This is a genomic window from Microbacterium sp. (assembly GCF_041909575.1).
GTDB lineage: Bacteria > Actinomycetota > Actinomycetes > Actinomycetales > Microbacteriaceae > Microbacterium.
Genome location: NZ_JAYRDE010000083.1, coordinates 1 through 13,229 on the forward strand (window position 1 = coordinate 1; position 13,229 = coordinate 13,229).

The 13,229-nt window shown below is 70.3% G+C and carries 14 protein-coding genes; 10 read left to right on the forward strand and 4 right to left on the reverse strand.

Translation table 11 applies throughout. The features are described from left to right. The 3 genes from purM to ACE3O1_RS11510 form a co-directional block, all read left to right on the forward strand. Positions 1 to 864 (forward strand): phosphoribosylformylglycinamidine cyclo-ligase (gene purM, locus ACE3O1_RS11500; RefSeq protein ID WP_374315165.1); only part of this gene is annotated, 864 nt, incomplete at its 5' end. A gap of 6 nt (positions 865 to 870) precedes the next feature. Beyond that, positions 871 to 2,331: an amidophosphoribosyltransferase gene (gene purF, locus ACE3O1_RS11505; RefSeq protein ID WP_374315166.1), complete on the forward strand. Its 1,461-nt coding sequence runs from the start codon at positions 871 to 873 to the stop codon at positions 2,329 to 2,331. Beyond that, the gene (locus tag ACE3O1_RS11510) at positions 2,328 to 3,557 is read left to right on the forward strand and encodes a CynX/NimT family MFS transporter (protein WP_374315167.1); all 1,230 of its coding nucleotides are present in this window, start codon (positions 2,328 to 2,330) and stop codon (positions 3,555 to 3,557) included. Before purF ends, ACE3O1_RS11510 begins: the two co-directional genes overlap by 4 nt. Positions 3,558 to 3,595: 38 nt before the next feature. Here the strand turns inward: ACE3O1_RS11510 and ACE3O1_RS11515 are convergent, their stop codons facing one another. Continuing rightward, positions 3,596 to 3,772 (reverse strand): DUF3073 family protein, encoded by a 177-nt coding sequence (locus tag ACE3O1_RS11515; RefSeq protein WP_374315168.1) that lies wholly within the window; start codon positions 3,770 to 3,772, stop codon positions 3,596 to 3,598. A 158-nt stretch (positions 3,773 to 3,930) separates the two neighbouring features. Here ACE3O1_RS11515 and ACE3O1_RS11520 point away from each other — a divergent pair, with 158 nt between their 5' ends. After that, on the forward strand, positions 3,931 to 4,470 hold the full coding sequence (locus ACE3O1_RS11520; protein ID WP_374315169.1) for a universal stress protein: 540 nt from the start codon (positions 3,931 to 3,933) through the stop codon (positions 4,468 to 4,470). Between the two features lie 72 nt (positions 4,471 to 4,542). Here the strand turns inward: ACE3O1_RS11520 and ACE3O1_RS11525 are convergent, their stop codons facing one another. Further along, positions 4,543 to 5,151: a helix-turn-helix transcriptional regulator gene (locus ACE3O1_RS11525; RefSeq protein ID WP_374315171.1), complete on the reverse strand. Its 609-nt coding sequence runs from the start codon at positions 5,149 to 5,151 to the stop codon at positions 4,543 to 4,545. Further along, positions 5,148 to 6,059 (reverse strand): DUF4097 domain-containing protein, encoded by a 912-nt coding sequence (locus ACE3O1_RS11530; RefSeq protein WP_374315172.1) that lies wholly within the window; start codon positions 6,057 to 6,059, stop codon positions 5,148 to 5,150. Before ACE3O1_RS11530 ends, ACE3O1_RS11525 begins: the two co-directional genes overlap by 4 nt. A 134-nt stretch (positions 6,060 to 6,193) precedes the next feature. On the opposite strand from ACE3O1_RS11530, the gene ACE3O1_RS11535 reads away from it, so the two are divergent. Continuing rightward, the gene (locus ACE3O1_RS11535; RefSeq protein WP_374315173.1) at positions 6,194 to 6,973 is read left to right on the forward strand and encodes a MerR family transcriptional regulator; all 780 of its coding nucleotides are present in this window, start codon (positions 6,194 to 6,196) and stop codon (positions 6,971 to 6,973) included. A 79-nt stretch (positions 6,974 to 7,052) separates the two neighbouring features. On the opposite strand, the gene ACE3O1_RS11540 is transcribed toward ACE3O1_RS11535, so the two are convergent. Beyond that, on the reverse strand, positions 7,053 to 7,217 hold the full coding sequence (locus tag ACE3O1_RS11540; protein ID WP_200947459.1) for a hypothetical protein: 165 nt from the start codon (positions 7,215 to 7,217) through the stop codon (positions 7,053 to 7,055). Between the two features lie 231 nt (positions 7,218 to 7,448). Here ACE3O1_RS11540 and ACE3O1_RS11545 point away from each other — a divergent pair, with 231 nt between their 5' ends. From ACE3O1_RS11545 to ACE3O1_RS11565, 5 genes are all read left to right on the forward strand, one after another. Continuing rightward, positions 7,449 to 7,718 (forward strand): Rho termination factor N-terminal domain-containing protein, encoded by a 270-nt coding sequence (locus tag ACE3O1_RS11545; protein WP_374315174.1) that lies wholly within the window; start codon positions 7,449 to 7,451, stop codon positions 7,716 to 7,718. A 23-nt stretch (positions 7,719 to 7,741) separates the two neighbouring features. Then, on the forward strand, positions 7,742 to 8,716 hold the full coding sequence (locus ACE3O1_RS11550; RefSeq protein ID WP_374315176.1) for a DNA topoisomerase IB: 975 nt from the start codon (positions 7,742 to 7,744) through the stop codon (positions 8,714 to 8,716). A gap of 95 nt (positions 8,717 to 8,811) precedes the next feature. Beyond that, positions 8,812 to 9,213 carry a CrcB family protein gene (locus ACE3O1_RS11555; protein ID WP_374315177.1) on the forward strand — a complete coding sequence of 134 codons (402 nt, stop codon included), beginning with the start codon at positions 8,812 to 8,814 and terminating at the stop codon, positions 9,211 to 9,213. Next, a complete protein-coding gene (locus ACE3O1_RS11560) occupies positions 9,210 to 9,590 on the forward strand; it encodes a CrcB family protein (protein WP_374315178.1) in 381 nt (126 codons plus the stop codon). The genes ACE3O1_RS11555 and ACE3O1_RS11560 overlap by 4 nt, the downstream gene beginning before the upstream one ends. A 113-nt stretch (positions 9,591 to 9,703) precedes the next feature. Continuing rightward, on the forward strand, positions 9,704 to 13,229 hold a 3,526-nt coding region (locus ACE3O1_RS11565; RefSeq protein WP_374315179.1), incomplete at its 3' end, for an efflux RND transporter permease subunit.

A 13,229-nucleotide genomic window follows, 5' to 3' on the forward strand; every position in this document is an offset into this window, starting at 1 on the left:
GTCGGCATGGTCGTCGACGACATCGTCGTCGTGGGCGCCAAGCCCCTCTTCATGACGGACTACATCGCGTGCGGCAAGGTCTTCCCCGAGCGCATCGCCGACATCGTCCGGGGCATCGCCCAGGGTGCCGCCGAGACCGGGACGGCGCTCGTCGGCGGCGAGACCGCCGAGCACCCGGGCCTGCTCGGCGTCAACGACTACGACGTCGCCGGCGCTGCGACCGGCGTGGTCGAGGCGGACCGTGTGCTCGGTGCCGAGCGCGTGCGCGACGGCGACGTCGTCCTGGCTCTGGCGAGCTCGGGACTCCACTCCAACGGCTACTCGCTCGTGCGGCACATCGTCGCCGGCGCCGGCATCCAGTACGGCGACCGCGCGCCCGACCTCGGCGCCCACGGCACCACGTGGGGCGAGGCGCTGCTCGAGCCCACGCGGCTGTACACCCGGCCGCTGCTGCGCCTCATCGCCGAGACCGACGACGCCGTCCACGCCCTCAGCCACGTCACCGGCGGCGGCATCGCCGCCAACCTGGCTCGCGTGCTCCCGAAGGGGACGTGGGTCGAGGTCGACCGCTCGACCTGGTCGCCGCCTCCGGTCTTCCGCGTGCTGGCAGACCTCGGCGACCTCGAACTGCAGGCGACCGAGGGCACCTGGAATCTCGGCATCGGGTTCCTCGCGGTCGTCGCCGCCGAGCGGGCCGAGGCGGCGGCATCCGCCCTCACCGCCGAAGGCATCGCGACCTGGCAGGTCGGCGTCGTCCGTGGCGGGCAGCGTCCCGACGGCGACTTCGAGCAGGGCGCGAAGGGCGTGGACGGCGGAGCCGTACGCCTGGTCGGCGCATACAGCGACAACAACGGAGCGAAGTAACACCCCATGTGCGGAATCGTCGGGATGGTCGGCCGCGGAGCGGTCAACCAGGAGATCTACGACTCACTCCTTCTGCTGCAGCACCGCGGACAGGACTCGACCGGCATCGCGACCGCCGAGACCAACGGCGTCTTCCACGTGCACAAGGAGCGCGGGCAGGTGCGCGAGGCATTCCGCACGCGTGACATGCGGGCCCTCCTCGGCAATCTCGGCCTCGGCCACGTGCGCTACGCCACCAAGGGCACCGCGTCGAGCGAGGAGGAGGCGCAGCCGTTCTACGTGAACGCGCCGTACGGCATCGTGCTCGTTCACAACGGCAACCTCACCAACACGCGCGAGCTGACCGACGAGCTGTTCCACAAGGACCGCCGGCACCTCAACACCTCCAGCGACACCGAGCTCCTGGTGAACGTCCTCGCCAACGAGCTGCAGGCGTCGATGTCCGGCGTCGAGCTCGAGCCCGAGCAGATCTTCCAGGCCGTCAGCCGCGTGCACGAGCGCGTCGAGGGGTCGTACGCCGCCATCGCGCTCATCGCGGGCCACGGCCTGCTCGCATTCCGCGACCCGTACGGCATCCGCCCGCTCATCCTGGGCACGCGCCGCAACGATGACGGCAGCTATGAGTGGGTCGTCACGAGCGAATCGCTCGTGCTCGAGAACGGCGAGTTCGAAGTCGTGCGCGACGTCGACCCCGGTGAGGCCGTGTTCGTCGACCTCGACGGGCACCTGCACACCCGGCAGTGCGCGAGCGACCCGAAGCTCATCCCGTGCTCCTTCGAGTACGTCTACCTCGCGCGCCCCGACTCGATCATGAACGGCATCTCCGTCTACGAGGCGCGGCTGCGCCTGGGCGACCGTCTGGCCGACACCATCGCCAAGTACACGCCCAAGGGCTCGATCGACGTCGTCATGCCGATCCCGGACTCCTCCCGCCCCGCCGCGATGCAGGTCGCGCGCAAGCTCGGCATCGAGTACCGGGAGGGGTTCTACAAGAACCGCTACGTCGGCCGGACGTTCATCATGCCCGGACAGGCCGCGCGCAAGAAGAGCGTGCGCCAGAAGCTCAACGCGATGTCGAGCGAGTTCAAGGGCAAGAACGTGCTGCTCATCGACGACTCGATCGTGCGCGGCACCACGTCGAAGCAGATCATCCAGATGGCGCGGGATGCCGGAGCCAAGTCGGTCACCTTCGCATCGGCCGCGCCGCCCGTCCGCTTCCCCCACGTGTACGGCATCAACATGCCGTCTCGGCATGAGCTCGTGGCGCACGGCCGCACCATCCCGGAGATCGCCGAAGAGCTGGGTGCGGACTACATGGTCTACCAGGAGGTCGAGGACCTCAAGGCCGCCATCCTCGAGGGCTCCGACGTCGAGGACCTCGACATGAGCTGCTTCGACGGACGGTACGTCACCGGCACCGTGACCGAGGAGTACCTGGCCTGGGTCGAGGGGTCGCAGGAATCTTGACCGGCGTCCCTGCCCGACCGCTCTGGCAGGGACGCACCCTGGCGCTGCTGGGGATCGTCCTCTTCGCGTTCTCGCTGCGAACGGCCGTCGCCTCCCTCTCGCCGGTGCTCGGCTACATCGCCGCGGACTTCGCCGTGACGCCCGCGGTCATCGGCCTGATCGGCACGGCGCCGCCGGTCTGCTACGCCGTCTTCGGCCTGCTGACACCGCGGCTCGAGCGCCGGTTCGGGCTGGAGCGTCTCGCGGTGGCGGCGATGGCGGTCGCCGTCGCCGGCATGGCGTGGCGCGGGCTGGCGGTGGATGCGCCGACGCTCCTGCTGTCGACGGCGCTGATCTTCGCGGCCGTCGGAGTCGGCAACATCCTGCTGCCGCCGCTGGTCAAGAAGTACTTCCCCGACCGCATCGGGCTCATGACGACCCTCTACTCCACGACGATGGCGGTCGCGACCTTCACGCCGCCGCTCGTCGCGGTGCCGGTGGCGGATGCCGCAGGCTGGCGCATGTCGCTGGGGCTGTGGGCCGTGTTCGCACTCGTGGCGATGATCCCCTGGATCGCGCTCCTCGTGCGCCACCGGTCGGATGCCGCCGACGCCGACATCGAGGCGGCGAGCCCGCGCGCGTTCGGCCGGATGTGGCGACTGCCGCTCGCGTGGGCGCTGGTCGTCGGCTTCACCGTCTCGGGGGTGCTGGCGTACACCTCGTTCGCCTGGCTTCCCACGCTGCTGCACGACGAGGCGGGCGTGACTCCCGCGGCGGCCGGGGCGCTGCTGTCGCTCTTCGCGGCGATGGGGCTGCCCTCATCGCTGCTGGTGCCGGTGCTCGTCGTGCGCTTCCATGCGACGGGCGCGCTGTTCGGGGTCTCCGTGGTCGCGGGCCTCGCCGGCATCGCCGGGCTGCTGTTCGCGCCCGCGGCCGCACCCTGGCTCTGGGTGGTGCTGCTGGGCACCGCGCCGCTGCTCTTCCCGCTGACCCTCGTGCTGCTGGGCCTGCGCACGCGCACGCACGAGACGGCGGTCGCGCTGAGCGCGTTCGTGCAGAGCATCGGCTACGCGATCGTGGCGCTCTTCCCGGTCGGGATCGGCCTCGTGCACGGCTGGACGGATTCGTGGACGATCCCGCTGATCATCCTCGCCGCGGTGGTCGCGGCGGCGATCCCCGCGGGTGCCGTGGCTGCGCGCAGGCACACGATCGAAGCCGACTGGGAGCGTCGCCACGGCGCGTGGTGACACGACCGCTCAGGCGGCACTGCGGAAGGGCGTGAGGACTACGCCTTCTCGTCCTCGTACTCGCCGGAGTACTGGTCGGCCCACTTGTCGACGTACGGGTCATCGGACGGGTGCCCGAGCTCGCGCTCGAGCGCTCCGTAGTTGACGCTGTGCACGTCGTACTTGAGTTCGCGGGCGATCTTGGTGTGCTTCGCCTTCTGACGGCCACGCCCCATGCGAGACCCCCTCATTTGTGAGTCGCGGGCTTCTGGAGGCCCGCGCAACGACGCCGGCTCGAGGCCGGTAAGAGTAGCATTCAGGATAACACGGAGCCTCCGCACCCCGGCGGGCTCCCCCTGGGTTATGGCATCGGGCACGCGAGGAGCGAAGACGCATGACGGATGAGGCATCTGACCCGGCTGAGGCACTCACGAAGGATGCCGACGTGCACGGCGCGGTCATCGTCGGGGTGATCCCCGACCAGTCCACGCGCGTGCTCGCCGAGGGCGCGCGCTACGCGAAGCTCCTCGGCGCGCCGCTGCTCGTCGTGCACGTCGACGTGACGCGGTTCGTGACGTACGAGGATCCCGACGGCTACGTGCACTCGGCGCCCATCGACATGAACATCGCCGCGGGCGAGGGTGAACTCGAGAAGGTGAAGGCCACGGCATCCGCGTTCCTCTCAGGGCATGACGTGCGCTGGAGCGTGCAGCAGCTCGTCGGCGACCCGGCCATGGCCATCAAGCACCTCGCCGAGAAGACCGACGCCAAGCTGATCGTGGTCGGCACGCGCAAGCGCGGACTGGGCGAGTCCATCCGGGAGTTCTTCACCGGATCCGTGGCCGCCCGCCTCGCGCACCGTCAGCACCGTGCGATCCTCGTGGTGCCGCTCGGCGAGCCGGTCCCCGACGACGAGGAGATCTGGCCCGCCTGACCGCCGACCGGCCTGCGACACGCACGCGAAAGGCCGGTCCAGGATGCCCCGGACCGGCCTTCGACGCACGGTTCAGCCGCGCAGCGTGCGGGTGACGTCGCGCGCGATGCGATCGAGGTCGGCGGTCAGCTCGTCGATCAGCGTGGCGGCGAGTTCGCCGCCGCTCGCGACGTGCGTGCGCAGGTCGGTGCGCAGGCGCACGCGGAACTCGTTGATGGCGGCATCCGCCCGATGCAGCTGCTCGCGGCTGCGGATGCGGGGGTCGTCCGACGCGCCGTGCGCCGTCGCCGTCTCGCGCTCCTGCGTGCGGGCGGCGGCGAGGTCGGCGCGCAGGCTCCGCATCGCCTCGCGGACGCTGCCGCGCACCTCGTCGGCAATGAGGCGCACCGAGTCGGCGAGGCCTGCCTCGATGCCTTCGAGCTCGCCCGCACGGGCCTGCACCTCGGCGTGACCGGCCTCGGTGATCGCGTAGACCGTCTTGCGGCCGTCGACGGACTTGGTCACGAGTCCCTCCTCTTCCAGCTTGGCCAGGCGCGGATAGATGGTGCCCGCGCTCGGCGTGTAGGTGCCGCCGGTGCGGTCGGAGAGCGCCTGCATGATGTCGTAGCCGTGCCGGGGACCCTCGTCGAGGAGGTTCAGCAGGTACAGACGAAGGTCGCCGTGGGAGAAGACGGGGGTCATCGCCCCAGCTCCTCGCCGGCGGCGGGGGCGCCGTCGCTCGCGGGGGCGTCTTCAGAGGCCGGGATGCTGCCGGTCGCGGCATCCGTCACCCGCGCGGGGCGGCGCAGCACCGTGACGTCGCCGGACACGCTGTTCGCCCGCACGTCCGCGAACCGGCCGCTGAGCTCGCCGACCGAGCCGGTGAAATTGGTGGTGGGACCGGTGCCGTTGCCCGACCGCATGACGCCGTCCACCTGCACCTTGCCGCTGACGCTGCGCACGACGTAGTTCGCGGGGTGCCCCTCGTCGACGCGCACGGTGACGCCGCCGCTGACGGTGTTGACGTTGACGGCCTGCAGGTCGCCGGTCGAATCGATGAGCGTGGAGCCCGAGACGGTGTCGATCGTGGCCTTCGTGAGCGTTCCGGTCGCGGTGACGTCCCCCGACACGCTGTTGGCGTTGAGCGCACCGACGAGATCGCGCACCTGCACGTCGCCCGAGACGGCGTTGACCGTGAGGTCGCCGGTGAGCCCGTCGACCATCAGGTCGCCCGACACGGTGTTGAGCTTGGCGTCGTACTGCAAGCCCGACACGAGCGCGCTCGCGCTGACCACGCCCAGATTGAGGGCGACGGATCGGGGCACGGCGACGCTGATCTCGGCCTTGGGCCCGCTGGCGGTGAAGTTGCGGAACACTTCGAGGAAGTTGTCCCACCGCAGCTGCGGGTGGTCGATCTCTACGGCGTCGCCGACGACTTCGATGCGCAGGTCCTTGACGGTCACGCCGTGCACTTCGATGCGGGCGCCGGGCTCGTCGTGCGCGATGACGTCGATCTGACCGCCGATCAGGCCGACCTTGAGCGAGCGGACGGCCTCGATGTCGATGACGCGCGTCTCGCCCGGGTGGATGATCCACTTCTCCAGGGTCATGGTGTTCTCCAGGGTTGGGATGGGTCGCGATATATCGCGTATATGGAGAGTAACACGATATATCGCGTCCATGTCAAGAACCCGCCCCGCTCACGCTTGACATTGACGCAGCGTCAACCTCTACCGTCGGATACATGAACGAATCCGAGTGGTCGATCCAGGAGATCGGCAGGATCGCCGGCACCACGAGCCGCACGCTGCGTCACTACGACGACATCGGCCTTCTCGCGCCGTCGCGCATCGGCCACAACGGGTATCGCTACTACGACGAGACCGCGCTCGTGCGCCTGCAGCGCATCCTGCTGCTGCGCGGGCTCGGACTCGGACTGCCGCAGATCGCGCAGGTGCTCGAGCGGGAGGCATCGGAGGTGCCCGCCCTCGAGAGCCACCTCGCGTGGCTGCGGCAGGAGCAGGAGCGGCTGAAGCGACAGGTCGCATCGGTCGAGAACACCATCGCAGCACTGAGAGGAGGTGAACGACTGATGGCAGAGAACATGTTCGACGGCTTCGACCACGCGCAGTACAAGGACGAGGTCGAGCAGCGCTGGGGCAAGAAGGCCTACGCCGACAGCGACCGCTGGTGGCGCTCGATGAGCGCCGACGAGAAGGCCGCGTGGCAGCAGCGGGTCTCCGACCTCGGCCGCGACTGGATCGCCGCCGCCGAGAGCGGGATCGCGCCCGAGTCCGACCAGGCTCAGGCGCTGGCGAAGCGCCACGTCGAGTGGCTGACCGGCATCCCGGGCACGCCCGCGGCGGCGCCCGGCGGGGACGTGAAGGGATACGTCATCGGGCTCGGCGAGATGTACGTCGCCGATCCGCGGTTCGGGGCGAACTACGCGACGAGCCGGGGCGGCACGGCCGGTGCCGAGTTCGTGCGCGACGCGCTGCGCGTCTACGCCGAGGAGAGCCTCTGAGCGTGAGAACACGGATGCCGCGGCCCGAGGGGTCGCGGCATCCGTGCTCGCGGGGGGATGGCCCCGGAATTCTGGTGCGTCAGACGCGTCGGCTTCCGCTGATGACCCGGAAGAGGAACACGATGAGCGCGATGACGCCGACGATGAGCGCCACCCACAGCAGCCAGCTGAGGGCGCTGTTGAGGCCGCCGACGATGGCGAGCACCACGGCGACGACGATGATGATGATGAGGGCGAGGTTCATGGAGGTTCTCCTTCTCCTTCGTCGATACGCGGGTTGACGTATCGGGTGTCTCGTGGACACCACACCACGCTGGCATTGCACGACCCCCGCAGGCAGGGGCTTGACGGCCCCGGAATCCCGGGTGTAGTCGCGCCCGAGCGCGCAGCGGGCGCCGGGAGGAGGCGCTGTCAAGCCCCCTCGGTCGGCGCATCCGGGCATCTAGCGTGAGTCCACGACGACCGAGGAGGGACCATGCCCCAGGGACGCGGTTCGAACAGCCTCAAGGATCCGGAGCTGTACGAGGAGCTCCGTGACGACGGGGCGTCGAAGGAGAAAGCGGCGCGCATCTCGAACGCCGCGGCGCGCGACGGCCGCAAGAAGGTCGGCAAGCGCGGCGGAGAGTCGGGGTCCTACGAGGACTGGACCGTCGACGAGCTGCGTGCTCGCGCCAAGGAGATCGGCATCACGGGATACTCGGGCAAGAAGAAGTCCGAGCTCGTCGATATGCTGCGCAACCACTGACATCACGCTGGGGGGAGGGACGGATGCCGAGACTGTCGCGCGTCCGTCCTTTCGATGACCCCGGCTACCGCCGCGTGAAGGCCGGCTCCGGCTTCCGCTACGTCGACGCCAAGGGCGCCCCCGTACGCGAGCGGGACGCAGAGCGCATCCATGCCCTCGTCATCCCGCCCGCCTGGGAGGACGTGTGGATCTGCGCCCGCGCCGACGGTCACATCCAGGCCGTCGGCACCGACGACGCCGGACGTCGCCAGTACATCTACCACCCGGACTGGACGTCGGGCCGTGACCGCCGCAAGTTCGCGCGAGCCCTGCACCTGGCCGAGACGCTGCCGCGCGCCCGCGGCCGTGTGACCACCTCGCTCCGTCGCAGCGCGCTGGACCGCGAGCGGGTGCTCGCCACCGCGTTCCGCCTCCTCGATCAGGCGGCTCCACGCATCGGCTCCGAGCGCTATCTCGCAGCGCACGGCAGCCGCGGGCTCACCACGCTGCAGCGGCGGGATGCCTCGGTCGAGGCATCCGTCGTCACTCTGTCGTTCCCCGGCAAGAGCGGCAAGCGCCAGTACCTCGAGATCGACGACTCCGACCTCTCGGGCGTCGTGGAGCTGCTCGCCGCAGGACGGCCGCGCTCGCCGCTGCTTGCGTGGGAACGCGGCCGGCGGCGGGTGCCGCTGACGCCCGCCGAGGTGAACGCCTACGTGCGCTCGCTGACGGGCGAGAAGTTCACGGCGAAGGACTTCCGCACGCTGCGCGGCACGATCCTCGCCGCCGAGGCGCTCGCGCGCATCGGCCCCGTCGACACGCCGACCGATCGCAAGCGGGCCGAAGTGCTCGCCGTGAGGGCGACGGCCGAGGCGCTGGGGAACACGCCGGCGGTGGCCCGCGGCTCCTACATCGACCCGCGGGTGTTCAGCCGGTATCGCGACGGGGAGACGCTCGACCTGTCGAAGTCGCCCGAGTCGGCGATCCTGGGTCTCATCCGGCCGAAGCGGCGCTCCTGACCCGATTGTGCGGGCGAAAGTCCGTGCGCGGTCCTCTCCAGGCACACATTCGCCCGCACAAACGGAGGGGGTTCGGGCGCGGGTAGCTTGAGAGCATGCGATGGGATGCGCTCGGGCTCGTGGTGGCAGGCGGCGCCCTGGGTGTGCTGGCCCGGGCGGCGCTGATCGCGCCCGTCGGCGACCCGGCGCTCGTGCCGTGGGCCACCCTCGGCATCAACGCGATCGGGAGTCTCCTGCTCGGCGTCGTGATCGGCGGGCTCGACGGCCGCCGCCCGCGCCTGCGGGCCTTCCTCGGCACGGGCGTGCTCGGCGGATTCACGACGTACAGCGCGTTCGCCGTCGAGACGGCCCTGTGGCTGAGCACGCCGTGGCTCGCGGTCGCGCTGGCCGCGGCATCCGTCGTCGCGGGCGTCGCGGGTGCGCTGGCCGGACTCGAGATCGGGCGCAGTATCGGCGGCGATCGCCGCGGGTCGGTATCGCCGGAGGTCGCCGAGTGAACGTGCTGCTGGTCGTCGGCATCGCGGTCGCCGGCGGGGCCGGGGCGGGGCTCCGCTACCTCGTCGACCGGCTCGTGCCGATGCGCGGCGGCTTCCCCTTCGGCATCCTCGCGGTGAACGTCAGCGGCGCGTTCGCGCTGGGAGTGATCACCGGACTCGGCACGGCGCTCGCGCCCGAGGCGGCCCTCGTGCTCGGCGTCGGGCTCCTGGGCGGCTACACGACCTTCAGCACCGTCTCGGTGGAATCCGTGCTTCTCGCCGAGCGCGGGAAATGGCGGGATGCCGCGGCGAACCTGCTCGGAACCCTCGTGCTCGCGGTGGCCGCGGCGGTGGGCGGAGTCGCGCTGGGGTCGCTCGTCACCGGCGCAATCGTCTGAACCCGCTCACAGGGCGAGGTCAGCGAGCCGGATGAGATACTGAGTCCGATACATCTCCGTATCCGTGCGCCGCTCGGCGCGCAGCCGGCCGCTCCATTCCTTCGAAGGCATCCGTGTCGAACCTCGCCGTCCTCAGCCTCAAGAACCGCGCGCTGATCGCGCTCGTCACGATCGTGGCGGCCATCTTCGGTTCGCTCGCCCTGGTCAACCTCAAGCAGGAGCTCATCCCCTCGATCGAGTTCCCCGCGCTCGTCGTCGTGTCGACCTACCCCGGCGCTTCGCCGGAGGTCGTGAACAACGACGTGTCGACGCCGATCGAGACCGCGATCCAGGGCGTGCCCGGCCTCGAGTCGACCACGGCCACCAGCACCACCAACGCCTCCATCGTGCAGGCGTCGTTCACCTACGGCACCGACCTCGCGACCGCCGAGCAGAAGATGACGCAGGCGATCAACCGCATCTCGTCGCAGCTCCCCGACGGCGTCGATCCCACGGTGATCTCCGCGAGCATCGACGACTTCCCCGTGATCCAGCTGGCGGTGACCGGCTACGACGACGAGGCCACCGTGCAGGCCCAGCTCGAGGCATCCGTCATCCCCGACCTCGAAGACGTCGCCGGCGTGAACGCCGCCGAGATCGTCGGAGGTGTCGGGCAGCGCGTGACCATCACCCCCGACCCGTCGGAGCTCGCCGAGGCCGGCTACACGCAGCAGGCGATCCGCGACGCGCTCGAGCAGAACGGCGTGCTCTTCCCCGGCGGCGAGATCACCGAGGACGACGAGACGCTCACGGTGCAGACCGGCACCAAGATCGCGTCGGTCGACGAGATCGCGGCGCTCCCGCTCGTGCCGTCGACCGGCGAGCAGCTGCAGGCCGGAGCCGTCACGATCGGCGACGTCGCCGAGGTCGAGCAGGAGGCCGATCCCGTCACGACGGTCTCGCGTGTCAACGGCGAGCCGGCGCTGACCATCGCGGTGACCAAGCTCCCGTCCGCGAACACCGTCGAGGTCTCGCAGGGTGTCCTCGCGATCCTGCCGGAGCTCGAGGACTCGCTGGGCGGCGCCGAGTTCACCGTCGTGTTCGACCAGGCCCCGTACATCCAGGAGTCCATCGACACCCTCGCGAAGGAGGGTCTGCTCGGCCTCTTCTTCGCCGTGCTCGTCATCCTCATCTTCCTGATGTCGGTGCGGGCGACCCTCGTCACGGCGATCTCGATCCCCACGAGCGTGCTCATCACGTTCATCGGCATCCAGGCGTTCGGGTACTCGCTCAACATCCTGACGCTCGGCGCGCTGACGATCGCGATCGGCCGCGTCGTCGACGACTCCATCGTCGTCATCGAGAACATCAAGCGGCACTACGTCGGCGAGTCCGACAAGCTGCAGTCGATCCTCCTGGGCGTGCGCGAGGTAGCGGCCGCCATCACGGCATCGACGATCACGACGGTCGCGGTCTTCCTTCCCATCGCCTTCGTGGGGGACGTGACCGGCGAGCTCTTCCGCCCGTTCGCGATGACGGTGACGATCGCCATGACGGCGTCGCTGTTCGTGGCGCTCACGATCGTCCCCGTGCTCGCCTACTGGTTCCTTCGCCCGGGCAAGCCGCTGCTCGACGAGAACGGCGACGAGATCGACCCGGAGCATCCCGACGCCCCGCCGAGCCGCCTGCAGAAGAGCTACCTGCCGATCCTTCGCTGGACACTCCGCCACTCGTGGATCACTCTCTCGCTCGCCGTCCTCGTGCTCATCGGCACGATCGCCGCCGCGCCGTTCATGAAGACGAACTTCCTGGGCGACTCAGGGCAGAACACCTTCACGATGACGCAGTCGATCGGCGAGGCCCCGAGCCTCGAGGCCGAGAGCGCGGCCGCCGAGCAGGTCGAGGACGCGCTCGCCGGCATCGAGGGCATCGAGACCGTCCAGGTGTCGATCGGCTCGAGCGGATCGGCCCTGCGCGACGCCTTCTCCGGCGGCGGCAGCGGGATCACCTACTCGATCACCACCGACCCGGCGGCCGACCAGGTGGCGCTTCGCGAAGAGGTGCAGGCTGCCGTTGCCGACCTCGATGACGCCGGCACGATCACGATCGCGGCCGCGGGCGGCGGCTTCGGGTCGAGCGACATCGAGATCGATGTCACGGCTCCCGACTCCGCGACACTGCAGACGGCGACGGATGCCGTCGTCGACGCCGTGGAGGGCGAGGACGGCGTCGGGCAGGTGTCGAGCAACCTCTCGGCATCCCTCCCCTACATCGCCGTCACGGTCGACCGCGACGCGGCGGCTGAGCTCGGCCTGTCGGAGGTCGCCGTCGGCGCCCTCGTGTCGAACACCATGCAGCCGCAGTCGATCGGGTCGGTCGAGATCGACGACACCGCGCTGACCGTGTACCTGGCCGCATCCGAGACTCCGGCCTCGCTCGACGAACTGCGCGACCTTCCGGTGCCGACCGCCGCCGGACCCGTCCCCCTGTCGGACGTCGCCACCGTCGAGGAGAGCGAGGGTCCGACATCCATCACGACCCAGGGTGGCCAGCGCACGGCGACCGTGACCGTCACCCCCTCGACCGACGATCTCGCGACGGCGACGGCCGCCGTCACGTCGGCGATCGACTCGGTCGAGCTCCCCGACGCCGCCGACGCGTCGCTCGGCGGCGTCGTGACGCAGCAGCAGGACGCGTTCTCGCAGCTCGGGCTCGCGCTGCTCGCCGCGATCCTGATCGTGTACATCGTGATGGTCGCGACGTTCAAGTCGCTGCGCCAGCCGCTGCTCCTGCTGATCTCGGTGCCGTTCGCGGCGACCGGGGCGATCCTGCTGCAGATCATCACGGGCGTGCCGCTCGGCGTCGCGTCGCTCATCGGAGTGCTGATGCTCATCGGCATCGTGGTGACGAACGCGATCGTGCTCGTCGACCTCGTGAACCAGTACCGCACGAAGGGCCTGACCGCTCACGACGCCACGATCGCCGGCGGCTCGCGCCGTCTGCGCCCGATCCTCATGACGGCTCTGGCCACGATCTTCGCGCTCACGCCGATGGCTCTCGGCATCACCGGTCAGGGCGGCTTCATCTCGCAGCCGCTCGCGATCGTCGTGATCGGCGGCCTGGTGTCGTCGACCGTCCTGACGCTCCTCGTGCTGCCGACGCTCTACAACCTCGTCGAGGGCGCCAAGGAGCGCCGCGCGGCGCGGCGGCGCGGGGACGGTGGCGTGGCTCTCGCCGACGGTCCCGCCTCGGATGCCCCCGCACCCGCGATCGCCGCCCCCGTCCTGACCCGGCGCGAGCGTCGCCTGCTGGAGTCCGGCGGCACGGCCGTCGCGGTGGCCGAGGTCGACGTCCCCGTGATCGAGGAGGGCCCCGACATCGAGGTGTCCGACTCGGCGGTGGCTCCGGATGCTGCGCCCGATGTGGTCACGGAGGGCGAGGCCGTCGCGGTGGCCGACGTCGACGCGGCGGCCGAGGTCGTGCCGGAGATCGTGGCGGAGTGGGACGTGCCGATGATCGAGGAGGGCCCCGACATCGAGGTGTCCGACTCGGCCGTGGCTCCGGATGCCGCGCCCGATGCGGTCGCCGAGGCCGACGTCGTGGCGGAGCCCGTGGCGGAGTCGGAGGCCGGGTCGGAGGGCGAGTCGGCTGATTCGGGCG

Bases quoted from the DNA above. Each gene is read 5' to 3' on its own strand.
- purF (WP_374315166.1), top strand. From the start codon at position 871: ATGTGCGGAATCGTCGGGATGGTCGGCCGCGGAGCGGTCAACCAGGAG.
- ACE3O1_RS11515 (WP_374315168.1), bottom strand. From the start codon at position 3,772: ATGGGGCGTGGCCGTCAGAAGGCGAAGCACACCAAGATCGCCCGCGAA.
- ACE3O1_RS11520 (WP_374315169.1), top strand. From the start codon at position 3,931: ATGACGGATGAGGCATCTGACCCGGCTGAGGCACTCACGAAGGATGCC.
- ACE3O1_RS11525 (WP_374315171.1), bottom strand. From the start codon at position 5,151: ATGACCCCCGTCTTCTCCCACGGCGACCTTCGTCTGTACCTGCTGAAC.
- ACE3O1_RS11530 (WP_374315172.1), bottom strand. From the start codon at position 6,059: ATGACCCTGGAGAAGTGGATCATCCACCCGGGCGAGACGCGCGTCATC.
- ACE3O1_RS11535 (WP_374315173.1), top strand. From the start codon at position 6,194: ATGAACGAATCCGAGTGGTCGATCCAGGAGATCGGCAGGATCGCCGGC.
- ACE3O1_RS11540 (WP_200947459.1), bottom strand. From the start codon at position 7,217: ATGAACCTCGCCCTCATCATCATCATCGTCGTCGCCGTGGTGCTCGCC.
- ACE3O1_RS11545 (WP_374315174.1), top strand. From the start codon at position 7,449: ATGCCCCAGGGACGCGGTTCGAACAGCCTCAAGGATCCGGAGCTGTAC.
- ACE3O1_RS11550 (WP_374315176.1), top strand. From the start codon at position 7,742: ATGCCGAGACTGTCGCGCGTCCGTCCTTTCGATGACCCCGGCTACCGC.
- ACE3O1_RS11555 (WP_374315177.1), top strand. From the start codon at position 8,812: ATGCGATGGGATGCGCTCGGGCTCGTGGTGGCAGGCGGCGCCCTGGGT.